The sequence below is a fragment of the Roseobacter sp. SK209-2-6 genome (assembly GCF_000169455.1).
In the GTDB taxonomy this organism is placed as follows: domain Bacteria; phylum Pseudomonadota; class Alphaproteobacteria; order Rhodobacterales; family Rhodobacteraceae; genus Pseudophaeobacter.
Map to the genome: position 1 here is coordinate 207,435 of NZ_AAYC01000003.1, position 22,667 is coordinate 230,101.

Sequence of the window (22,667 nt, forward strand, 5' to 3'; positions counted from 1 at the left end):
CCCGTTTCAGGCCTCACAGAATTATTTGGGAGGTCTTGCCGCCTCTTCAAGATGATAATGCGCCAAAATTGCTGCAAATTCCCTGATATGGCGCAAAACAGCGCCCCTGCTGCGGGGATTTTTTGCTTTCCCCTCCGCCATAGCCGCAGTAGGACAGCGCCAATCCCTGCAGCAAAAACCGGAGCGCCCCATGACCCAGACCACAGCCGACGACCGCCTGATTGTTGCCATGGATGTGCCGGACGCCCTGTCGGGGCTGAAACTGGCGGAACAACTGGGCGATGCGGTCTCTTTCTACAAGATCGGGCTGGGCATGCTGACAGGCGGCGGCCTCGCCCTGGCCAATGAGCTGAAACAGGAGCAGGGCAAGCGCATCTTCCTGGATATGAAGCTCTTTGACATCGGCGCCACCGTCGAGAACGCAGTGCGCGGGCTGGCGCAGTTCGACCTGGATTTCCTGACCGTGCATGGCGACCCCTATGTGGTGAAAGCCGCCAAGGAAGGTGCGGCGGGCAAGGATCTGAAGATCCTGGCGGTGACCATCCTCACCTCGCTGGACCGCGCCGACCTGGACGGCGCCCTGATCAAAGAAGGTGAGATCCGCGATCTGGTGCAGGAGCGTGCGGGCAATGCCTTTGCAGCTGGCGCCGATGGGGTAATTGCCAGCCCGCAGGAAGCCGCCCTGATCCGCGCCCTGCCGGAAGCCGCAGGAAAGCTGATCGTCACCCCCGGTGTGCGCCCGGCGGGTGCTGCCCTCGGTGATCAGAAACGTGTCGCCACCCCGGCAACAGCCATTGCAGATGGCGCCGATCACATCGTTGTGGGCCGACCGATCTGGCAGGCTGAAGATCCCCGCACAGCGGCACAATCGATCCTGCAAGAGCTGCAAAACCAGCAAGCAAGCCATCCTAATCGAGGATAAACCGATCTAGCCCATTTGGTGCTCGTGCGGGTATTCGGCCCGCTTCTGCCTCTATTTTGGTATACCCAAACCAAAATGCACAAAATTTAGGCGGAATAAAAACATGGTGCCTAATGTATCTTTTAGGGCAGCCAAAAGCGTTTTTGCTGAATTTACGTAAGGTCAACTTATTCAAGTGGAACGAAAAACCACGTTTTACATGGATTTCTGTGCCAAATTGTCACGTCACAGGAATGTCACATATCTATGGAAACCGCGCCATTGCTGCAGCCGCGAAATTTGCGAAACCGCGCCAAATCAAGGATTCTAGGGGCAAGACACTCCCCAGACGAAAACCTCTTCCTGAGTTTCGTCTCCTGCCCCCGCCTAACCCGCGGGGGATTTTCTTTGGAGCCTTCAATCAGATTTCAACCGCTACGCAGTTCCTGCTTCATCCAGGTAATCCTGCAACCGCTGCGCCAGATGTGGAACCGCCAACTCGTGGCCGCAATAATCCTCTGGTGCCATCAAAGACCAACACTGACCCTCATCCCCCAGCTTTATCTGCTTAACCAGTTCTGGCGGTTGACGGGTGACAAAGAACCAAACAAGTCCCCGCGGTCTAGAATAGGATCTGGACCAACAAATATCCCCTTCGGGAATTTTTAGCCCCACTTCCTCCCAGGCCTCTCTCAGCGCGCAGTCCTCAGGCTTTTCCTCTCCTTCGCGCCCACCTCCCATAAGGTCCCAATGCCCCGGGTAGGGGATCTCTGCCTTGTCGTCCCGCTGAACAACAAGCAAGTCATCCCCAATGAACAGGGCAAGTTTGGCACCGGAGAACTCCATGCTTCCTCATATGCAGGGGGAAAGCGGTAAAGACAATATTGTGGATGCCGGGTAAAATGGGCATAGCCTCCGCAACTGATACGGTTTGGTCGGATCCATGCAAGCCCTGTGCCGCGACTGCCTTACACAAATTGCTCCGCAACGGCGTTGCCCCCAGTGTGGCAGCCCGCGGATCAAAAGCCATGCGGAGCTCTTCTCTCTCAGCATAGCTCATATGGACTGCGATGCTTTCTATGCCAGCGTGGAAAAGCGCGACAATCCTGACCTAGCCAGCAGGCCGGTGATCATTGGTGGCGGCAAGCGCGGCGTGGTCTCTACGGCTTGCTACGTTGCCCGCATCCGTGGGGTGCGCTCGGCAATGCCGATGTTTCAAGCGCTGAAACTCTGCCCCGATGCAGAGGTGATCAAGCCCCGCATGTCTGTCTATGTCGAAGTCAGCCGCGCAGTGCGGGCAATGATGGATGAGCTGACGCCGGATGTAGAGCCCCTGTCCCTGGATGAGGCCTTTATGGATCTGAGCGGCACGGAAAAACTGCATGGCAAACCGCCCGCCGTGATGCTGGCCCGCCTGGTCAAGCGCATGAAGGATGAGTTGGGCATCACCGGCTCAATTGGCCTCAGCCACAACAAATTTCTGGCCAAAGTTGCCTCTGATCTGGATAAGCCACGCGGCTTTTCGGTGATTGGTAAGGCTGAAACATCGGAATTCTTGCACGATAAGCCTGTGCGTCTGATTTGGGGCATCGGTCCTGCCGCTCAGGCCAGCCTGGACAAGGCGGGCATCCGCTATTTCTCCGACCTTCTGCGCTGGGAGAAACTGGACCTGCAGCAACGCTTTGGTGGCATGGGTGAACGCCTCTGGCATCTGGCACGTGGTGAGGACCGGCGACGGGTCTCGGCCCATGCGCCGGTAAAGTCGATCTCCAAGGAGACTACATTTTTTGAAGACACCGCCCATATGGAGGTACTGGATGGGCATCTCTGGCGCCTGGCGGAACAGGTCGCAGATAGAGCGAAAGCCAGAGCCCTGGCCGGGCGCGTGGTGACCCTGAAACTGAAACGCGCCAATCATTCCTCTCTCACCCGGCGCATCTCGCTGCACAGCCCGACGCAATTGGCGGACACGATCTACCGTCGTTCGCGCGAGTTACTGGATCAGGTCGGGGATGAGGGGCCCTACCGCCTGCTGGGTTGCGGGATTTCCGAACTTGTCCCAGAGGCGCGGGCCGACACCAGCGGCGACCTGTTGGATCCCATGGCAGGCAAACGCGCTGAGGCAGAACGTGCCACCGACGCCATCCGCAAACGCTTCGGCAATGACGCAATCCTAAAAGGCCGCGCCCTGCGCTGAAGCGCCTGTCTGCAGTCCCCCGCGACCGGTTTGCCGGACGGAGTTACCTTTTGTCTCGATAGGATCAATGACCGCTCTTGAAAAATGAGAGTCCGACCAACAGCGTTCTGCGCGTTGCAAAAGATCATAAGCATGGCCCGCGGTTCGGGCAGAGTTCATGTCCCTTCGTCAGTCCGGCAGATCGGCATCTTGCACCTGGCAGTTCTCAATGTTTCCTGCTTGCATTGCGTTTTCCAAAGTCGCCATATCGCCCTTTGTCCACCACACATGCGAACCCGAGACATACTTTGCACCTGATGCGGAAACTACGTTCACAAAAATCCGAACCTCATCATCGATCGGGACAATAGCGAGCGCATTTGCGCCCGAATTGACATATTGAACGGAGAATGGCTCTCCCTGTTCGCAAACATATGTCTCCGAATTGAAACTGCCCGCTGCGTCGATCCTTATAGAGATAGACTGACCAACCTCTGCCGTTGCTGCTCCAGCACCAGAAAACATGGCAAGTGCCAGAATACTGATACGCATCATATGACCTCCTAGATTGAAACGCCCTGGTACCGGCAATGATGTATTTTGTCAGCAGATGTCTTGTTCCTGCTATTATCCTCGACAACAGACATTCGCCGCATTGCGGAAGATCGTCAAGACGGGCTCGAAGCAGACCTAGGCGAACTCGAATACGCTTATATCGCTACTCCGCCGCTAGGGGCAATTCTTCTCTACCCAGAAAGGTGATCTGCTGCGTGACTTCGGTAATCAGGGACTGAAAGGCGGTAAAATCAGCACTTGGTCTGATGCGGCTTTCATCCATGTAAAGCGCCCGGTCGATCTCCACCTGCACCGCATGCTGGTTGCGCGAAGGACGCCCGTAGGTTCGGGTGATATAGGCACCGGCAAAGGGCGCGTTGCGTACCACCCTCAGCCCGGCTTTAACAAAGGCCTCCTCGATGTGGTCAATGATCCGCGCCCCGGCCGATGACCCGAAACGATCCCCAAGCACCACCTCGGGCAGGCCTCCTTTTTGGGTCGGCAGGGTTGTCACCGCCTCGTGCGGCATGGAGTGGCAATCCACCAGAACCGCCTGGCCAAATCTTTGCCGGGCTTCTTGCAGCAATTTCGCCAAGGCCTGATGGTAGGGGTGCCAGACCTGATCAATTCGGTGGGCCGCCTCATCTCGTGGTAATTTACCCCGATAAATCGCCCGCCCATTGGCCACCACCCGCGGGATCACCCCCAGACCTGATGCAATGCGAGGGTTCTGATTGCGCCGAGGGGCCCCATCGATCAGGGCGGGATCCAGTTCATCGGCGGCGCGATTGAGATCCAGATAGGCCCGGGGTTTCAGGGCCCGCAGCAGAGGCGCGCCGAATCGCGGTGCCTCCGCAAAAAGCTGATCCACAAAGGCATCCTCGGAACTGCGGATTTGATGCGCATCCAATATAGAGGACTTCAGAAAAGCAGAATCATAGTCATCGCCGCTATGAGGAGATGCAAAAATCACCGCAGAGGTCCATTTTGCTGGCGAAATCACCTGAAATGCGGTCTCTGTCATACCTGTTTTTGCCTCTGTGATCCTGAAAACAACATAGAGCGGAAATTTCTCGCGTCAAAAGCTCTTGCACCCCTTCGCGACTCTTATTATAGACCCCCTCACCGGCGCGGCATCCCGCGCCCCTTTAGCTTCTAAGGGGCAGGAAACGTAAAGGCTAAAGTGGGCGGTTAGCTCAGCGGTAGAGCACTTCGTTGACATCGAAGGGGTCACAAGTTCGATCCTTGTACCGCCCACCATCGAATTCACTGTTTTGGCCTAGGGGTCGAAACGCCCGCAAACCCAGGCGCTGGTTCGCGCCGCAGAACAGGAGAATGGCTATGAAAGTCAAGAACTCGCTCCGCTCGCTCAAGAACCGGCACCGTGATTGCCGCATTGTGCGTCGCAAGGGCCGCGTCTACGTCATCAACAAGACACAGCCGCGCTTTAAAGCACGCCAGGGCTGAGACTAAGATCTCGCCACTCGAAGGAACCGCATCCTCGGATGCGGTTTTTTTGTGCTTATTGCCCCGTTTCCCCTCATCATCCCTGTTTCATCTCTGTGAAACCCGACCTGCTGCAATCACCAAATGAATACTGCGGCAATCTTTCCGATGCTTTTTGTCAGTTTTTGCTTTCCTTTTCCGTCCATTTCTATAATTGACTAATTCAGTCGGAAACTCGCGCCCGTCCAGACTGGACATCAAGCAATACGGATTCGCAATGTTGAAAACCTCCACCATCCTCGCCAGCGCCCTCGTCGGTGCCCTCGCAACCAGTGCCGCAGCAGAAGGTGAGCTGAACCTCTACTCTTCGCGCCACTATGACACTGACGAACGCCTCTACTCCGATTTTGAAGAAGCCACCGGCATCACCATCAACCGGATCGAAGGCAAGGCGGATGAGCTGATTGCCCGGATGCAGGCAGAGGGTGCAAATTCCCCAGCTGATGTATTGCTGACCGTAGACACCTCGCGCCTGGCGCGCGCCAAGAATGCAGGCATCCTGCAATCCATCGAGAGCGACACTCTGGAAGCTCGCGTCCCCGCCTATCTGCAGGACAGCGACAACCAGTGGTTTGGCCTCTCGCAGCGAGCGCGGATCATCTTCTATGACAAAAACGACCTGAAAAACCCGCCACGCACTTATCTGGATCTGGCAGATCCGGCCTATGCTGGCAAAGTCTGCATCCGCTCCTCCTCCAACACCTATAACCAGACCTTGCTGGCCTCGATCGTGACACACCACGGCGAAGAAAAAGCCGCCGAATGGGCTGATGGCGTTGTTGCCAATATGGCGCGCGCGCCTCAGGGGGGTGACACCGACCAGCTTCGTGGCCTTGTCTCTGGCGAATGTGAGATCGCTGTTGGCAACAGCTATTACTTCGCACGCTCCATTCGCAAACATGTCAAAGGTGTCTCTGACAGCCGCGACATGATCGGCTGGATCTTCCCCGCGCAGGATGCCGAGGGCGCGCATATGAACCTCTCCGGAGCAGGTGTTGCAGCGCATGCGCCAAACCGGGAGAACGCGATCAAATTCCTGGAGTACCTCGCCTCTGACCAGGCACAGGAATACTTCTCTGCTGGCAATGACGAATACCCCGGCGTTCCTGGCGTGGGTCTTGCCCCCAGCATCGCGGCCCTGGGTCACTTCAAACCCGACGATGTAAGCCTGGCTGAAGTTGCCAAGAACATTCCCACCGCGCAGAAGATCTTTAACGAAGCGGGCTGGGAATAAGCAAACTCAGGCTTGTTAGCTGAAAATTCAGGCAAGGCGCGGCTCACGCTGCGCCTTTTCTTTTTGGGCTACTGCCACCTGCTTCTCTGCGCCGAATATGACGATTACGGATACAGTAAACTCTTTTGCAGCAACCCACGGTGTTTTCATGTCCCAGGTCATCCGCCAGATCCAACCCGATGAATGGGGCAAGCACAAGCAGGACCTAAGTGGTATCCTGCATAGCACGGTTCTGGGCGGCGCCAGCGTGGGATTCATACGGCCCTTTGCGCCCAAGGATGCGACCCAATTCTGGCAGGATAAGATCTTCCCAGCTGTCGCAGCTGGCCAAGCTATCCTCTTTGGGGCCTTTGTCGACCAGCAGCTGCGTGGCACTGTCCTCTTGGATCTGGACCTCCCTCCGAACCAACCCCATCGTGCAAATGTCGCCAAGCTGCTGGTGCATCCCGCAGCGCGACGCCTCGGGCTAGGTCGGGCTCTCATGCAAGCGGCGGAGGCGGAGGCCCGGATCCGCAGCAAGACCTTGCTGCTGCTTGATACCCGAACCGGCGATCCCTCCCAGCAGCTTTATGAGAGCATGGGATATCAGGTGGCGGGGGTCGTTCCCGGCTTTTGCCGCCACCCAGAGGAAGAGATCTTTGAGAGCACCACCTATCTTTTCAAACCTCTTGGCTGAGCGGGCTCAACACGGCATGCTGAGCATATGCAAATCGAAACGCGCTCCCTCCTGAGCTGTCCCGAATATGGCCATTGCGAAGATTGCAAAATGCCGCAGGACGCCTGCCAGTGGTTCTATGACTGCACTTCCTGCGGGACCCTGCCAAAGCCGCGCCCTGGGGATTGCTGCGTGTTCTGCTCTTACGGCACAACGCCTTGTCCACCGGTTCAGGCCGGGGACTGCTGCTGTGGCTAGACCTTGGCAATGTCTCTCCCTATAGCTCAGCCGGATGAGGGCCGCTGACCGACCTGGCGGGTGAAAGAAGGACCACCGATATGTTGAGACTGCCTGTAACCGTGCTCAGCGGCTATCTTGGAGCTGGCAAGACCACATTGATCAACCGCCTTCTGGCAGAGGATCACGGGTTGAACTTGATGGTCATCGCCAATGATTTTGGCGCCGTGAACATCGATGACGCCCTGATCCAAAGCGAGGAAGGCGGCACCATTGCACTGACCAATGGCTGCGTCTGCTGCAGCATGGATCAGGACCTGCAGATGGCGCTGCGTAAACTTGTTATCCAGAAAGACCGCCCCGATCATGTGCTGATCGAAGCCAGTGGGGTCTCCGACCCGGCCTCAATCGCCGACACAATCCAGAGCGTTCCAGAACTCAGCTATGGCGGCATTGTCTCTATCGCCGATGGGCAGAACATTCAGGACTTGCTGGCGGATGAGGCCGTGGCCCCTTTGGTGCGCCAGCAGCTCAAGGCCGCAGATTTGGTACTGGTGAGCAAACTCGCTGATTTGGACAGCAATCTGCGCACAGAGCTGGAAGAGATCCCGGCAAGGGGGCTACGCCTGTTGGACCATGCACCGCTGGCAGAGCTGCTCTTTGATGTCATTCCCTTGCCTCAGGGTCGTCCCGTCGCGGCCCATCCTGCCTTTGCGACTTGGCAGCATGAAAGCCGCGATCCGGTGGACAGGCGCGCCTTGGGGGATAAGCTTGCATCACGCCCCAAGGGGCTTTACCGGATGAAGGGCTTTGTCCTGACCAGCGGCGGCGCCTATGCGTTGCATATCGTCGGCCAGAATGTCGAAGCCAAGCGATGCGAGGCCGAGGCCACCCAGCTGGTGGCCCTCGGCCCTGCCGATCAGATCAGCCGCGAAGAGATCGAAGCCTGGTGGCAGAGTTAGACCCGGGCCGGACAGTCCGTTAGCGGCGCCCCACCTGGCGGCAGATCAGGATCACCGGCAAGAGACCCACGGCCAGGATCACCAGCGAGGGCACGGCCGCGCCCTCCAGCCGCTCATCCGATGCCAGCCGATAGGCCTGCACCGCCAGGGTGTCATAGTTGAAGGGGCGCATGATCAGCGTGGCCGGCAGTTCTTTCATGACGTCAACAAAGACAATCAGCAACGCCGTCAGCAGGCTGGGGGTCAGCATCGGCAGATGCACCCGGCGCAGCATGCCCATGGGCCCCTGCCCCAGCGAACGCGCCGCCGCATCCATATTGGCATGCACCGTGGATTGACCACTCTCATAAGCGCCAAGTGCCGCCGCCAGAAAGCGCACCATATAGGCCCCAACCAAGAGCCAGATAGACCCGGTGATCAACAGCCCGGTGCGGATCTCAAAATTGGCCCGCATCCAGGCGTCCAGAACGTTGTCAAAGGCGGCAAAGGGCACCATCAGCCCCACTGCAATCACCCCGCCAGGCACCGCATAGCCCAAGCGCGACATATAGGCCGCGGTGGAAGACACCCGGCCCGGCCGCAGACGCTGGTAAAAGCCAAGGCAAATCGCCGCGATCACCGTCAGTATCGCCGCAACCGTCGCCAGCAACAGCGAATTCTGCAAGAAACCGATATAGCGGCGGCTGAACAGGTCCTGCTCTGACTGCAGACCCATATTGAACAGAATAAAGACCGGCAGCGCAAAGCCCAGCACCACTGGAACGGCACAGAGCACCCAGGCCCCAAGCGCTCCAATTCCTTTTAGCTCGGCAGGCGGCATTGTCGTATGTCGCTTTCCCGCCTGGTGATAACGGGCCTTGCCACGGGTGGAGCGTTCCAGAACCGCGAGCATCAGGGCAAAGCTCAAGAGACACAGCGCCAGTTGAGCCGCACCGCTGCGGTCCGCCAGCGAGAACCAACTGGTATAGATCCCCGTCGCAAAGGTCTGAACACCGAAATATGACACGGTTCCAAAATCAGCGATCGTCTCCATCACCGCCAGCAGAACCCCTGAGGCAATCGCTGGACGCGCCATCGGCAAGCTGACGCTCCAGAAGGCAGAAAACGCACTTTTCCCAAGCGCGCGGGCGGCCAGAAAAGCCCCGCCTGTTTGTTGCAAAAAAGCGGCCCGCGCCAGAAGATAAACATAGGGGTAAAGAACCAGAACCAGCATCAGGGCAGCTCCCCCCAGCGACCGGATCTCCGGGAACCAGTAATCCCGTGGGCCCCAGCCTGTCACATCTCTTAATGTGGTCTGCACAATACCTGGGTGGTCGAGGATAAAGGTATAGGCATAGGCCAGAACATAGGCCGGGAATGCCAGGGGCAAGACCAGCACCACTTCAAAAAACCGCACCCCCGGAAAGCGTGTCATCGTCACCAGCCAGGCGGCCCCGACCCCCAAGAGGAGCGTTCCAACAGACACCATCGCAACAAGGGCAACGGTTGTCAGCGCATAGCGTGCCAAAACCGTCTCTACCAAATGCTGTATGGTATCGGTCCCACCCGTGAGTGCTGCTAGCGCCACTGCCAACATTGGCAACACACAAGACAAAGCCACGAACCAGGCAAGAAAGGCAAAAGCACTGCCGCCAGCCTTATGTCCCCGCTTACTTCCCTTTGGGGAATAGTCTTGGCTCTCGCTTATCGATGTCATTGGCAGGGCTCTTGGCTGTTTCACCCTATTTCGATCATTTCAGTCGGAAATTCCAGCGAAATCCCGCGGGGAACTTTCTGCCAAGTTTTCGGTGGCCTGATCCTTGATTGCCCCCCACAACTCTGGCATTTAACAAAAATGGTAGTTCAATACACAAACAAAACTGCGGTTCACGCCGCAGGTCTACGTGGGTGGAACCGTTGATCGCTTGGGCATCAGCGTCTTTTTTCCCGTCCATTTTGCAAGAGCTTGAACATGACTATTCCCGAAAACCTCGGACACCTTGTGTCCGAGATACCTAATTTCCTTTCCACTGATCTTTGTGCTGAACAGATCAAACAAGCAGAGGCGCTTGGCTTTGCTTCTGCTCCGATCACCAGCGAAACAGGAACCCAAGTTGTTTCGGAAATCCGAAACAACACACGGGTGATCCGCGATCTTCCAACACTTTCTGCCCAGCTGTGGCAGGATGCACGAAATCTGGTGCCCAGAAATTTCAAAGGGCGAGACGCAGCGGGACTGAACGATAGATTCCGCCTTTACCGATACCAGCCAGGGCAGTTCTTTGATTGGCACCAGGACGGCTCATACCGGGCCGCAGACGGTCAAGAGAGTCAGTTCACGTTGTTGATTTACCTCAACCAGGGATTTGAGGGCGGCGGAACTCGCTTTGCCGATGTCTTTTCTAGCCATGTGTTCTCGGATTTCACGATTGCGCCAGAACCCGGCAAAGCACTCTTGTTCCATCACCCGATATCTCATCGTGGTGACCCCGTTTTGTCGGGTACAAAATATGTTCTAAGAACAGATGTGATGTATCATCCAGCCACCAGCGGTTGCCGCTAAAAAAGGAACCCCCAGGCGCCAGAGGCATCCTGAGGGCGAGACGACACCAAAAAGGTGCAGGGGATTCACTTCTCTGGCTCGGTCCAGTCACAGAGCCAGAGTTTCTTATCAATCGTAGCTACGCTGGTCCTCGATCACCAAGCCATCCTTGGGCAAGGCGCCGGGGGTCACCACCTCGATCCGCGCCTTGAGTTTGAGCACTTCAATCACGGATTTCCCAAAGGTGACCTCATCACCGGCCTGAGCTTCGATTTGCACCGTCATGGTGTCCATTTCGCCATCGCGGGCTGCGATGACGCGGGCCTTGACGATCTCGTCATGCTTTTCGACCAGGGCGGCAACCTGCTCGGGGCGGACAAACATGCCTTTGATCTTGGTGGTCTGATCAGCCCGACCCATCCAGCCCTTGATCCGCATATTGGTGCGACCGCAAGGCGACAGCCCTGGCATTACGGCTGAAAGGTCACCGGTTGCAAAGCGGATCAGCGGATAATCGGGGTTGAGGGTTGTCACCACAACTTCTCCAACTTCACCGGGTGCCACCGGAACGCCTGTACCAGGAGTGACGATTTCCACGATGACCTTCTCATCGACAATCATCCCTTCCATCGCCGCGCTCTCATAGGCGATATTGCCCAGATCAGCCGTCGCATAGCTCTGCAGGCAGGTGATACCGCGATCCGCATATTCCTGGCGCAAGGAGGGGAACAGGGCCCCGCCGCCGACAGCGGCCTTGGTAAAGCCGAGCTTCACACCCATGGCTTCCGCCTTGTCCAGGATCACCTTGAGGTAATCGGGGGTGCCGGCATAGGCGGTGGCACCAACATCCCTGGCTGCTGTGACCTGCAGCTCGGTTTGGCCGGTCCCAGCAGGCAGAACCGCGGCACCAACGGCGCGGGCGCCGCTCTCGAAGATCATGCCGGCAGGTGTCAGATGATAGCCAAAGCAATTCTGTACCACATCACCCTGGCCGATCCCTACTGCATGCAGGAAACGCCCCATGCGCCACCAATCATGATCCGCGCCACCCGGCTCATAGATTGGGCCAGGAGACTGAAAGATGTGGGCAAAGCCGCTGGCAGGCTTGACCGTAAAGCCGCCAAAGGGTGCATTGGCCCCCTGGGCCTTGCTCAGGTCTGACTTCCGCAGGACGGGCAGGTTTCGCAGATCGGCCACCGAAGTGATCGCAGCTGCGTCAATCCCCGCCAGGGTCTCTGCGTAGCCCGGTGCCGATTGTGCACGCACAATTTGGGCAGGCAAAGCCTCTACCAATCCAGCGGCGCGTTCATCTTCGGAACGAGTTTCGAGTGTATCAAAAAAGGTCATATGCTCGCTCACCCCCTTAGCTCAACCACCGCTTACGGCGGCGATAAGAGCGCACATCACGGAAGCTCTTGCGACCGTCGTCGGACATGCCAAGGTAGAATTCTTTTACATCCGGGTTTTCGCGCAGCTCGGCGGCGGGGCCATCCATCACCACGCGGCCGGATTCCAGGATATAGCCGTAATGGGCATAGCGCAGCGCCACATTGGTGTTCTGCTCAGCCAAGAGGAAGGTCACACCTTCGTTCTCATTGATCGATTTCACGATCTGAAAAATCTGTTCCACCAGCTGCGGCGCCAACCCCATAGAAGGTTCGTCCAGGAGGATCGTTTCAGGCCGGCTCATCAAGGCGCGGCCCATGGCAACCATCTGCTGCTCGCCGCCCGAGGTATAGCCCGCCTGGCTGCGGCGGCGCTCCTTCAGACGTGGGAAATAATGATAGACCATCTCCAGATCTTTCTGGATATTGGCGCCCCCGTCGGTGCGAGTATAGGCACCGGTCAAGAGGTTCTCTTCGACGGTGAGGTGTTCAAAACAATGGCGGCCTTCCATCACCTGGATGACGCCCTGCTTCACCAGATCCGCCGGATCCGCCGCATGGACGCTTTGACCGCGGTATTTGATCGAGCCTTTGGTAACTTCGCCGCGCTCGGAGTGCAGCAGGTTCGAGATCGCCTTGAGCGTGGTGGTCTTGCCCGCCCCGTTGCCGCCCAGAAGCGCGGTGATGCCGCCCTTGGGCACATTGAGGCTCACGCCTTTCAGCACAAGGATCACGTGATTGTAGATCACCTCGATATTGTTGACCTCCAGCAGGGTCTCAGCCTGCACATCGGCGGTTTTGGCAGCATCCAGCATCAAAGCTTGTCCTCATGCGGGTCCCGGGTTCACCCCAGGTCTGTTCTGGTTGGCGCGGCAGATCCCCGCCGCGCCGGTTCCGTATTGAGGCCCATGATTTCTCATAGCCCCCATGGCTTTGCTTACTTGCAGCGCGGCGTGATGTTGTTCTCGGAGGCGTAGGCACCCGAGTCCTCATCAATCAGCGCACCGATCACTTCAGCGTCTGTCGCCTTAAAGTCGGAGATCAGAGACCAGGTTTTGCTCTCGGCATTCCACTGGGTCACACCAACCAGACCAGGGCCACCGTGGTTTTCACAGGAAACGTTGAAGGCTGGGCCAAAGTTCGGCATGCCGAGCGCGGTCATCTTGGCTTCGTCGATAGACAGAGCCTCCATACCGTCACGCATCATCGCCGGGGTGATCTCCGCAGTGCCGTGAATTTCCTGCGCGGTTTTGGCTGCCTCAGCGGCCAGCATCGCTGCATACATACCACGGTTGTAGAGAACATTGCCGATCTGATCGCCAGCACCTGCTGCCAGGCCTTTGTCCACAACATGTGTCTGGATGTCGTCAAAGACCGGGAAGTCACGACCCACATTGTGGAAGGTCACGGCCTTGTAACCATTGGCTTTGGCGCCTGCAGAAAGCACATCGTGCTCAGCACCGGACCACCAGACACCGATGAAGTTTTCCATCGGGAAGCGGATATTGGCAGCTTCCTGGATCGCAACCTGGTTCATCACGCCCCAGCCCCACATCACAACGAAGTCGGGACGGTCACGACGGACCTGCAGCCACTGGGATTTCTGCTCCTGACCGGGGTGGTCAACGGGCAGCAGCACCAGTTCGAAACCATGCTTCTTGGAAAGCTCTTCCAGGGTGCGGATCGGCTCCTTGCCATAAGCAGAGTTGTGATAAACCAGCGAGATCTTCTTGCCTTTGAGGTCACCACCGGTCTCTTCCAGGAGATAGTTCACAACACCCGAAGCACCGTTCCAGTAGTTGCCTGGATAGTTGAAGACATGGCTGAAAACTTCGCCATTGGCAGCAGAGGTCCGGCCATAGCCCATGGTGTGCAGCGGGATGTTATCCGCGGTCACTTTGGGGATCAGCTGATAGGTGATGCCGGTGGAAAGCGGTTGATAAACCAGGGCGCCTTGGCCCTTGGTGGACTCGTAGCATTCGACACCTTTCTCGGTGTTATAGCCGGTTTCGCATTCGATCAGCTTGGTCTTGACGCCGCCGATACCACCGTCACGCTCATTGAGCAGGGTGAAATAGTCGGCATAGCCATCCGCGAAGGGGATACCGCCCGCGGCATAGGGGCCTGTGCGGTAGCTCAGCGATGGGAATACCAGGTCCGCCATTACGGGGCCCGCGGCCATCACGGCGCCCAGCGCCAGAGTGGTCAGTTTCATTTTCATCGGCTTTCATCCTCCCTTGGTCTCGTCCGATAGTTAGTATTGGCAGAGTTTGGTCTTGGTCTTCTCCCTGCCATCATTCTGGCTGCCGCCCCACTTAGTGCGGGAAGGGCCACAATCTCAGTTTTTCCTTGGCCACACGCCAGAGCTGCGCCAGGCCATGGGGTTCAACGATCAGGAAGAACATGATCAGAGCCCCTACAATCACCAGCTGGAAATGAGCCACGATATCCGTGGGCCAACCCAGTACATCAACGCCAACCACCTTAAGCAGGACAGGCAACAGCACCAGGAAGGCCGCGCCCGCAAAAGAGCCAAAGATAGAACCAAGCCCGCCGATGATCACCATGAAAAGGACCAGGAAGGACTTGGTGATGCCAAAGGCCTCACCCACCTCTACCGCGCCCAGATAGATGGCAAAGAACAGCGCACCCGACACTCCGATGAAGAAACCGGAGACAGCAAAAGCGGTCAGCTTGGACTTGAGCGGATTCACACCAATGATCTCGGCGGCGATATCCATGTCGCGGATCGCCATCCAGCTGCGCCCCACGGTGCCACGTGTCAGGTTGCGCGCAACCAATGCACAGAAGGTCAGGAAAATCAGGCAGAACAGATAGGTTGCCCAGGCAGATGCATTGGGGCCAGTGATAATGATGCCAAAGGTATCGCGCTCTGGCGCGTTGATCTGACCGGAAGCGGAGTAGTTATAGAACCATGGCACCCGGTTGAAGAGCCATACCAGGAAGAACTGCGCCGCAAGTGTCGCCACCGCCAGGTAGAAGCCCTTGATCCGCAAGGAGGGCAGGCCAAAGAGCACACAGACCAACCCGGTGATGCCGCCGGCCAGGATCACATGAATGAACATGCTCACCTCTGGGAAAGCGGTCATCAGCTTGTAGCAGGCATAGGCACCCACCGCCATGAACCCACCGGTCCCGAGGCTCACCTGGCCGGCATAGCCAACCAGAATGTTCAGGCCGATCGCCGCGATCGAATAGATCAAAAAGGGTAGCAGAATTGCATTGGCCCAGTAGTCATTGATCAGAAACGGGATCAGACCAAAGGCCACGGCCATGACAACATAGTACCGAAAGCGATCAAACTTGATCGGGAAGGTCTGGCTGTCCTCTTGGTAGGAGACTTTGAAGTCTCCGGCTTCGCGATAGAACATGCGTTAGATGCTCCCCTGTTGCTGCGCGCGGTTCCGCTCCGCGGCGCTCAATTGATTGGATTTCTGCGCATAGCCGCTAAGTTCAGCCGCCTGGGCCAGGCGCAGATATGCGATGATACCGGTGAAAAGTCCCGCAGCAGCCAGGAGGGCGGCGGTCACCATTTGGGGTTCGGAGAAACCATCGGCGCTCAGCGCCAGATATCCAAAGGCCCCAAAGCCTGACCAGGCGATCACATTGATGATGGCGATGAGCTTCATCATGGTGATATTCCTTCCTGTCTTTCAAGCAACCGTCGCGCGGGCTGCGGGTTTCCAGTTACACCCCCACCGTCCTGTGCTCTCAGGCGGGGATGCGGTGTCAGTTGTCTTGTCAGACCCTCTCGATGATCTTCTCGCCAAAGAGGCCTTGGGGTCTGAACACCAGGAAGAGAAGCGCCAGCACATAGGCAAACCAGTTCTCGGTGGCGCCGCCCACCATGGGGCCGATAGCGAATTCAAAGAGTTTCTCTCCCACTCCGATGATCAACCCACCAACGATGGCGCCAGGTATCGAGGTAAAGCCACCCAGCATCAGCACCGGCAGGGCCTTCAATGCGATAAGCGAGAGCGAGAACTGCACGCCGGACTTGGTGCCCCACATGATGCCCGCAACCAGTGCCACAAACCCTGCAACCGACCAGACTAGAACCCAGATGAAGTTCAGCGAGATCCCGACGGAGAGTGCCGCCTGGTGGTCATCCGCCACAGCCCGCATTGCGCGCCCCTGCTTGGTGTACTGGGAAAACAGAACCAGCCCGGTCACCAGCAGTATGGCCACAAAGGTCGCCACAATATCGAGCTGATCGATAAAGAAGCCATAGAAGTTGTCGCTGCCTAGGAAGGAGGTCATGTCTTCGATCCAGAAGGAACCGCCTTGTGGCAGACCGACGTCCAGCGTCTTGATCTCAGAGCCCCACATCAGGTCGGAGACACCCTCAAGGAAATAGGCCAGGCCAATGGTGGCCATGAACAGAATGATCGGCTCCTGCCCTACCAGGTGACGCATCACAACGCGCTGCACCAACCAGGCAAAACCCACCATCACGCCCACGGTCAGCAAAATCGCCAGCAAGGCAGGCACATGCCATCCAAAGTGATGCACCTCGGTGCCGAAAATGGCGTTGATGATGTGGCTAAAGGGCACCTGCCCTTCCATGATGCCCACCAGTGTCATAGCCGCAAACAGCGCCATAACCCCCTGAGCGTAGTTGAAAATTCCAGAAGCTTTGTAGATCAGAACGAAACCCAGCGCGACCAGTGCATAAAGCACCCCGGCCATGAGCCCGTTGATGAAGACTTCGGTTGCAAAAAGAAACTGATCAGACATCAGTGCCTCCCCTCATATCTGTCAGAACTTTAGTCATGGGACACACCCAGATAGGCGTCGATCACGTCTTGGTTGTTGCGCACCTCATCCGGGGTGCCGTCGCCGATCTTCTTGCCGTAGTCCATGACGACAACCCGGTCCGAGAGATCCATAACCACGCCCATATCATGCTCGATCAGGGCAATGGTGGTGCCGAATTCGTCATTCACGTCGAGAATAAAGCGGGACATGTCCTCTTTCTCTTCGACGTTCATGCCCGCCATCGGCTCGTCCAGCAGCAATAGTTTTGGCTCTGCCGCCAGGGCGCGTGCCAACTCGACCCGTTTTTTCAGGCCATAGGGAAGGCGCGACACCGGAGTTTTGCGGATCGCCTGGATCTCCAGGAAGTCGATGATCTTTTCGACCACTTCGCGGTTTTCAGTCTCTTCCTTTTCAGCTTTGCCCTTCCAGATCGCCTGCTGAAACATGTTTGTTTTCATGTAGTTCAGCCGTCCGGTCATGACATTGTCGAGAACCGACATCCCTTCGAACAAAGCGATATTCTGGAAGGTTCGCGCAATCCCCTGTTGCGCCACCTCATAGGGGCGCATCGGTGGACGTTCTTTCCCGCGGAACAGCACCTTACCCTCTTGTGGGATGTAAAAGCCCGAAATCACATTGAGCATCGATGATTTACCGGCGCCGTTGGGGCCGATGATGGCGCGGATCTCGCCCTCACGGATGTCGAAAGAGATGTCCTGGATCGCCACTACGCCACCAAAGCGCAGGGTGATGTTCTGCATCTCCATCACCACACCACCAATGGTGCGGCCATCCTCGGTGACGTAGCTATCGGATTGGTCAAGCACGGCAACGGCCTCCATTATTCTGCCACATCAATTTGTTAAGGTTTTCCTGTGACACTGAAAAAAAACGAGCAGTAAGGAGCACAACACCATGTTTAGTGAGCTCGAACACAGCTGCCTTTTGAAGCTGGCCCTCGAGTGCAAGCATAAGGGTCTCTCTCAATCGGAAAGCCTGGACAGCATCAATACGCGCATGCACGGGATCTGTAGTCCGTTCCGCATCAGCCAAGCCGTTGACACCGCATTCCATCCGGAACGTTGTCCCGATTTGATCTAAGGGTAGGTCACCCCTTGCCCTGCGTCGCAGCAACGGCAGATCACCTGTGGTGAAATAACTCATTCTGCGGCCACCCTTTGCACCACACCGGCTGTAACGATCGGATCCATGATGGACAGGGTCGCGCTGATCGAGCCTTTGCGACCGTCTTCATAGGTCACTTCCGTCGTGGTCGAGATTTCGGCGCTGCCGTCATACATGGCCTCGATGATTTCCTTGAACTTGTCCTCAACGATCACCCGGCGCACTTTTCGGGTACGTGTCATTTCCCCATCGTCGGCATCCAGTTCCTTGTGCAGGATTACAAAACGGTGGATCTGACAGCCCGAGAGCATCGGATCTTCGGCCACGGATTGGTTCACGGTCGCGACATGCTCGCTGATCGTCTCCAGAACACGCGGGTGCCCAGCCAACTCCTGATAAGAGGCATAGGCGACATTGTTGCGCTCAGCCCAATTGCCCACCGCTGTGAGGTCAATGTTGATGAAGGCGACGCACCGATCCTTGCCATTGCCAAAGAGCACCGCTTCCAGAATATCCGGGTAGAACTTCAGTTTATTCTCTACATATTTCGGCGCAAACATGGAGCCATCGGCCATTTTGCCAACGTCCTTGGCGCGGTCGATGATCCGCAGATGGCCAGAACCTTCCTCAAAGAAGCCCGCATCACCGGTATCAACCCAGCCTTCGGCATCCTTGGTATCCGCTGTACTGTCCGGGTTGTTGTAATACTCAACAAAGACACCAGGGCTGCGATAGAAGATCTTGCCATTGTCATCGATTTTGATTTCGACATCCGGAGCAGGCACGCCCACTGTATCGGCACGCACCTCACCATCAGGCTGCACAGTGATGAAAACACTGGCCTCAGTCTGCCCATAGAGCTGTTTGAGGTTGATGCCGAGCGAACGGTAGAATTCAAAGATCTCTGGCCCGATGGCCTCACCCGCGGTGTAGCCGACGCGCACATTGCCAAAGCCAAGCGTATCCTTCAGCGGCCCATAGACCAGCACGTTGCCCAGCGCATATTTCAGCTTGTCCATCAGGCCAACCGGCTTGCCGTCCAGGATGGCGGGGCCGACCTTTTTGGCGTGGGCCATGAAATGATGGAACATATTGCGCTTCAGCTTGCCCGCATCTTCCATGCGGATCATCACATTGGTGAGCTGGTTCTCAAAGACGCGTGGCGGCGCAAAGTAATAGCTGGGACCGATCTCTCGCAGGTCGGTCATCATGGTCTCTGCGCTTTCTGGACAGTTCACGCAGAACCCCGCCCAATAGGCCTGACCGATGGAGAAGATGAAATCGCCAACCCAGGCCATCGGCAGATAGGCCAGGATCTCATCGTCACGCTTGAGGCCGTCAAACTCACAGGCGTTCTTGGCGCTTTCAATAATATTGCGGTTCGACAGGACCACGCCCTTGGGTTTGCCCGTGGTGCCAGAGGTATAGAGCATCACGCAGGTGCTGTCGTAGGTCAGCTTGGCCCGGCGCTCTTTTAGATCGGTGATCCATTCATCATAGGCAGCACGACCTTGGTTTTGCACATGGGAGTATTCATGCAGCGTGTGATGGTCATATTTGCGCAGCCCCCGAGGATCCAGATAGATCAGGTGTTCAAACTGCTGCAACTGGTCCTGCACCTCGATCACCTTGTCGACCTGCTCCTGATCGCCAGCGATGACAAATCGCGCGCCGCAATGCTGCAGCACATAGGCCATCTCTTCGGCGTTGGCGTCCTGATACAGTGGAACCGGTACTGCACCCACAGATTGTGCAGCGACCATGGACCAATAAAGGTAAGGGCGGTTGCGACCGATGATGGCGACGAAATCACCCTCGTTCACACCAAGATTAATCAGGCCTAGCGCAAGAGCTTCGATCTCTTTTTCCGCTTCTGCCCAAGTCCAGCATTGCCAAATGCCGAATTCTTTTTCCCGGTAGGCGGGCTTGCCGCCAAATTCCCTGGCGTTGCGTTCAAGCAGCGCTGGCATGGATTGCAAACCTGCCGCGCCCGACTGCGTCTGAGCCAATGTTCTCTCTCCTCCCATTCCGGCTTCCCCTGCCGGAGGACCGCTACACGCGATTCTGGTCCCGATTAGGGACGTCACATGCTAGCCGGTCAACTTTTTCGTGAAGTTTTCCCAAATCTTACGAATTGTAACAAGCGTTCGCAGATCGCACCCGCTGCGTCACATCTTCCCTGCCGGGCCTTGCTACCAGAGAATTTGCCCACGCCCCTTGCCAAGTGACAAGGCAAGCTGCCAACATTTGCAAAAGACGTTCTGACCCCAGGGAGAGGCCTCATGTTCCGGATTTGCCTTCTGCTTTTCTCCGTTCTGACAGCGACTGCGGCTCTGGCGGAGCGCCATGCCTTCATCCTGGGGAACTCCGATTATGCAGATCTAGGCGATCTCGCGAATACCCATGCGGATGCAGAGGCCTATGCAGAAGCCTTTGGCGATCTTGGTTTCAGGGTTACGCTGGAAAAGGATCTGGACCGGCGCAAGACTCTGCAGCGATTTTACCAGTTTCTCTCACAGGTTGCACCCGGTGATGATGTGGCCTTTGTTTACTCCGGGCATGGCTGGAGCAACGGACGAGTGAATTTCATCGTCCCAACCGAGGTTCAGCGCCCACAACCGGAATTTCAGGCCCTGCTCGAAGACGCAACAATTCCACTTCAAAATGGCCATAGCGGCCTTCTGGATCAGCTGGAGGCCAAGGGTGTGCGCCTGACCATTGCCGTCATCGATGCCTGCCGCGACAGCCCTTTCACCCCTGCGCCGGGCACAAAATCCATCGGCCTCACGCGTGGGCTGACGCCAATCACCCCTAGCACCGGCACTTTCATTGTCTATTCCGCGGGCAAGGGCCAGCAGGCGCTGGATCATCTGCCCTCTGATGGACCGGAACAAAAGCTGTCGGTATTCACACGGAACTTTGTTCAGCATCTAAAGCCCGGAACCTATCTGCAAGACGCGATCCTGGATGCCCGCCGTTTGACCACCCGGCAGGCGGCCAGCTATCGCGGTCACCAGCAACTGCCCGCCTATTACGACCAAACAACAGAGCGGATCTGCCTGGCAGGCGACTGCGGCACCTCGGCACGGGTCCAACCTAAACCAGCAGAAACCGCCGCACTCGATCAATGCAATGCACTCTACAAGGTCGCGCGGGAAACCAGCCAATGCTACGCCTATGAGGCCTATCATTCCCACTGCCCCAGCCATGTTTTTGCCCCCCTGGCCAAAACCTTCCTCAGCCGCCGCTGCCAAGCAACTGACCCAGTCACAGTGCAGTCTGACCAATTGACGACCAGACAGCAGGAACCCAGCCAATCCCAGGCAACGGCAGTCGCGCCCCAGGTCGAAACCAGCACGGCGCCGCAGCAGCCAGAGACCAATACCGCCCTGGCCGCCCTGAGTGCAGTGCGTAATAACAAGAAAGAACGGAGCGGCAGCTCAGCCAGTGCAAACACCAACACCCCAAACACGAACACGAACACGAACACGAACACGAACACGAACACGAACACGAACACGAACACGAACACGAACACGAACACGAACACGAACAGCCATGCAGCTCTAACACGGGTGATCAAGGCCTGTGCTGATGCGGCGGGACATCCCAAACACCCGCAGATCCAGTCCCGACAGATTGCTTCACGCGGGGTCGAATGGGATGATCTGAATGCCTCAGCCGCGCTCAGAGCGTGCAATGCTGCCCGCCAGCAAGATCCGCAAAACAGCACGGTCCATGCGTTCCTGGGACGCGCCCATGACAAGGCCGGGGACCAGACCTCCGCCCAGCGCCATTACCGGATCGCGGCAGGGGCTGGGGACCCGACAGCGCAGACCAACCTTGGGATCATCTACCGCAATGGCCAAGGGGTAAGCCAGAGCGACAGCGAAGCGGTGCGCTGGTTCCGCTTCGCTGCGAATCAAGGCTACCCGGTCGCCGAAACGCAATTGGGCTGGATGTATGAAAAGGGCCGCGCGGTTCCGCAGAGCGATACTCAGGCCGTGGCATGGTATCGCAAGGCCGCCAATCACGACCATCCCCGCGGGCAATACAATCTCGGCTGGATGTATGAGAACGGCCGCGGGGTCGCAGAGAATGACGACACCGCGCGGTTTTGGTACAACAAGGCCGCCAGAAGCGACCATGCAGCCGCGCAATATCGCCTAGGGGTCATGTTCCAAGAGGGGCGCGGAGGTACCCAGAACGACACAGAGGCCGCCCAATGGCTCCGCCGTGCGGCAGACCAGCAGCATGCCCGCGCACAGACCTACCTCGGTTGGATGTATGAGCGTGGCAAGGGCGTGACACAAAGCGACAGCCAGGCACTGGCCTGGTATCGCCGCGCCGCTGCGTTGGACAACCCTTCGGCCAATCTGAACCTCGGCGTTTTTTATGAACAGGGGCGCGGCGTCACGCAAAGTGACCGCTTGGCGGTTGATTATTATATCAAGGCCCTGCGGGGTGGCAGCAAGACAGCGCTGGAATGGAAAACCGGTAGTTGGCGGCAGAGCACCTTGAAAGAGCTGCAACGGCGCCTGCGCAACCTTGGCCACTACAGGGGGGCCATAGATGGCAAAGCCGGCCCTGGAACCCGTGCCGCGATGCAGAGGCTTATCGACGGCGGATAG

The 22,667-nt window shown here is 57.3% G+C and carries 23 protein-coding genes and 1 tRNA gene; 11 read left to right on the forward strand and 13 right to left on the reverse strand.

The window, feature by feature from the left end; all coding sequences use genetic code 11:
* Positions 1-190 precede the first annotated feature (190 nt).
* The gene (pyrF, locus tag RSK20926_RS06765) at positions 191-922 is read left to right on the forward strand and encodes an orotidine-5'-phosphate decarboxylase (RefSeq protein WP_008205316.1); all 732 of its coding nucleotides are present in this window, start codon (positions 191-193) and stop codon (positions 920-922) included.
* A gap of 414 nt (positions 923-1,336) precedes the next feature.
* On the opposite strand, the gene RSK20926_RS06770 is transcribed toward pyrF, so the two are convergent.
* The gene (locus RSK20926_RS06770) at positions 1,337-1,747 is read right to left on the reverse strand and encodes an NUDIX hydrolase (protein WP_008205317.1); all 411 of its coding nucleotides are present in this window, start codon (positions 1,745-1,747) and stop codon (positions 1,337-1,339) included.
* A 97-nt stretch (positions 1,748-1,844) separates the two neighbouring features.
* On the opposite strand from RSK20926_RS06770, the gene RSK20926_RS06775 reads away from it, so the two are divergent.
* On the forward strand, positions 1,845-3,098 hold the full coding sequence (locus tag RSK20926_RS06775; protein WP_083805746.1) for a DNA polymerase IV: 1,254 nt from the start codon (positions 1,845-1,847) through the stop codon (positions 3,096-3,098).
* Between the two features lie 168 nt (positions 3,099-3,266).
* On the opposite strand, the gene RSK20926_RS06780 is transcribed toward RSK20926_RS06775, so the two are convergent.
* Positions 3,267-3,629: an MliC family protein gene (locus tag RSK20926_RS06780; RefSeq protein ID WP_157133063.1), complete on the reverse strand. Its 363-nt coding sequence runs from the start codon at positions 3,627-3,629 to the stop codon at positions 3,267-3,269.
* Positions 3,630-3,795: 166 nt separating this feature from the next.
* Positions 3,796-4,656, reverse strand: a complete 861-nt coding sequence (locus RSK20926_RS06785; protein ID WP_008205321.1) for an N-formylglutamate amidohydrolase — start codon at positions 4,654-4,656, stop codon at positions 3,796-3,798.
* 161 nt (positions 4,657-4,817) lie between these two features.
* Between RSK20926_RS06785 and RSK20926_RS06790 the strand changes: the two genes are divergently transcribed.
* The 3 genes from RSK20926_RS06790 to RSK20926_RS06800 all read left to right on the forward strand — a co-directional run bounded on the left by RSK20926_RS06790 (position 4,818) and on the right by RSK20926_RS06800 (position 6,372).
* Positions 4,818-4,892: transfer RNA gene (locus tag RSK20926_RS06790), tRNA-Val, on the forward strand.
* Between the two features lie 81 nt (positions 4,893-4,973).
* The gene (ykgO, locus tag RSK20926_RS06795) at positions 4,974-5,099 is read left to right on the forward strand and encodes a type B 50S ribosomal protein L36 (protein WP_008205324.1); all 126 of its coding nucleotides are present in this window, start codon (positions 4,974-4,976) and stop codon (positions 5,097-5,099) included.
* 256 nt (positions 5,100-5,355) lie between these two features.
* Positions 5,356-6,372: a Fe(3+) ABC transporter substrate-binding protein gene (locus tag RSK20926_RS06800; RefSeq protein WP_008205325.1), complete on the forward strand. Its 1,017-nt coding sequence runs from the start codon at positions 5,356-5,358 to the stop codon at positions 6,370-6,372.
* Between the two features lie 27 nt (positions 6,373-6,399).
* Here RSK20926_RS06800 and RSK20926_RS23330 read toward each other — a convergent pair whose 3' ends face one another.
* Entirely contained in the window at positions 6,400-6,534 is a 135-nt protein-coding gene (locus RSK20926_RS23330) for a hypothetical protein (RefSeq protein ID WP_269724391.1), read from the reverse strand.
* On the opposite strand from RSK20926_RS23330, the gene RSK20926_RS06805 reads away from it, so the two are divergent.
* From RSK20926_RS06805 to RSK20926_RS06810, 3 genes are all read left to right on the forward strand, one after another.
* On the forward strand, positions 6,521-7,048 hold the full coding sequence (locus RSK20926_RS06805) for a GNAT family N-acetyltransferase (RefSeq protein ID WP_008205327.1): 528 nt from the start codon (positions 6,521-6,523) through the stop codon (positions 7,046-7,048). The genes RSK20926_RS23330 and RSK20926_RS06805 overlap by 14 nt on opposite strands.
* Before the next feature lie 27 nt (positions 7,049-7,075).
* A complete protein-coding gene (locus tag RSK20926_RS23335) occupies positions 7,076-7,285 on the forward strand; it encodes a GDCCVxC domain-containing (seleno)protein (RefSeq protein ID WP_008205329.1) in 210 nt (69 codons plus the stop codon).
* Positions 7,286-7,365: 80 nt separating this feature from the next.
* Positions 7,366-8,226, forward strand: a complete 861-nt coding sequence (locus RSK20926_RS06810) for a CobW family GTP-binding protein (protein ID WP_037254105.1) — start codon at positions 7,366-7,368, stop codon at positions 8,224-8,226.
* 19 nt (positions 8,227-8,245) lie between these two features.
* Here the strand turns inward: RSK20926_RS06810 and RSK20926_RS06815 are convergent, their stop codons facing one another.
* Positions 8,246-9,922 (reverse strand): ABC transporter permease, encoded by a 1,677-nt coding sequence (locus RSK20926_RS06815; RefSeq protein WP_037254108.1) that lies wholly within the window; start codon positions 9,920-9,922, stop codon positions 8,246-8,248.
* A 285-nt stretch (positions 9,923-10,207) separates the two neighbouring features.
* Here RSK20926_RS06815 and RSK20926_RS06820 point away from each other — a divergent pair, with 285 nt between their 5' ends.
* On the forward strand, positions 10,208-10,768 hold the full coding sequence (locus RSK20926_RS06820; protein WP_037254223.1) for a 2OG-Fe(II) oxygenase: 561 nt from the start codon (positions 10,208-10,210) through the stop codon (positions 10,766-10,768).
* Positions 10,769-10,876: 108 nt separating this feature from the next.
* Here RSK20926_RS06820 and RSK20926_RS06825 read toward each other — a convergent pair whose 3' ends face one another.
* The 7 genes from RSK20926_RS06825 to RSK20926_RS06855 form a co-directional block, all read right to left on the reverse strand.
* Positions 10,877-12,094, reverse strand: coding sequence for a phenylacetate--CoA ligase family protein (locus RSK20926_RS06825; RefSeq protein ID WP_008205335.1), 1,218 nt, complete (start codon positions 12,092-12,094; stop codon positions 10,877-10,879).
* Positions 12,095-12,110: 16 nt separating this feature from the next.
* Complete coding sequence (locus RSK20926_RS06830) at positions 12,111-12,947, reverse strand: ABC transporter ATP-binding protein (RefSeq protein WP_008205336.1); 837 nt, start codon at positions 12,945-12,947, stop codon at positions 12,111-12,113.
* A gap of 122 nt (positions 12,948-13,069) precedes the next feature.
* On the reverse strand, positions 13,070-14,353 hold the full coding sequence (locus tag RSK20926_RS06835; protein ID WP_008205337.1) for an ABC transporter substrate-binding protein: 1,284 nt from the start codon (positions 14,351-14,353) through the stop codon (positions 13,070-13,072).
* A gap of 94 nt (positions 14,354-14,447) precedes the next feature.
* The gene (locus RSK20926_RS06840; protein WP_008205338.1) at positions 14,448-15,524 is read right to left on the reverse strand and encodes a branched-chain amino acid ABC transporter permease; all 1,077 of its coding nucleotides are present in this window, start codon (positions 15,522-15,524) and stop codon (positions 14,448-14,450) included.
* Between the two features lie 3 nt (positions 15,525-15,527).
* The gene (locus RSK20926_RS06845; RefSeq protein ID WP_008205339.1) at positions 15,528-15,785 is read right to left on the reverse strand and encodes a hypothetical protein; all 258 of its coding nucleotides are present in this window, start codon (positions 15,783-15,785) and stop codon (positions 15,528-15,530) included.
* 109 nt (positions 15,786-15,894) lie between these two features.
* On the reverse strand, positions 15,895-16,890 hold the full coding sequence (locus RSK20926_RS06850) for a branched-chain amino acid ABC transporter permease (RefSeq protein WP_008205340.1): 996 nt from the start codon (positions 16,888-16,890) through the stop codon (positions 15,895-15,897).
* 29 nt (positions 16,891-16,919) lie between these two features.
* Entirely contained in the window at positions 16,920-17,738 is an 819-nt protein-coding gene (locus tag RSK20926_RS06855; protein ID WP_037254225.1) for an ABC transporter ATP-binding protein, read from the reverse strand.
* A gap of 88 nt (positions 17,739-17,826) precedes the next feature.
* Between RSK20926_RS06855 and RSK20926_RS22415 the strand changes: the two genes are divergently transcribed.
* Complete coding sequence (locus RSK20926_RS22415; protein ID WP_008205342.1) at positions 17,827-18,012, forward strand: hypothetical protein; 186 nt, start codon at positions 17,827-17,829, stop codon at positions 18,010-18,012.
* 59 nt (positions 18,013-18,071) lie between these two features.
* Here the strand turns inward: RSK20926_RS22415 and RSK20926_RS06865 are convergent, their stop codons facing one another.
* Positions 18,072-20,063, reverse strand: coding sequence for an AMP-binding protein (locus RSK20926_RS06865; RefSeq protein ID WP_050773047.1), 1,992 nt, complete (start codon positions 20,061-20,063; stop codon positions 18,072-18,074).
* Positions 20,064-20,318: 255 nt separating this feature from the next.
* Here RSK20926_RS06865 and RSK20926_RS06870 point away from each other — a divergent pair, with 255 nt between their 5' ends.
* Positions 20,319-22,667 (forward strand): caspase family protein, encoded by a 2,349-nt coding sequence (locus RSK20926_RS06870; RefSeq protein WP_008205344.1) that lies wholly within the window; start codon positions 20,319-20,321, stop codon positions 22,665-22,667.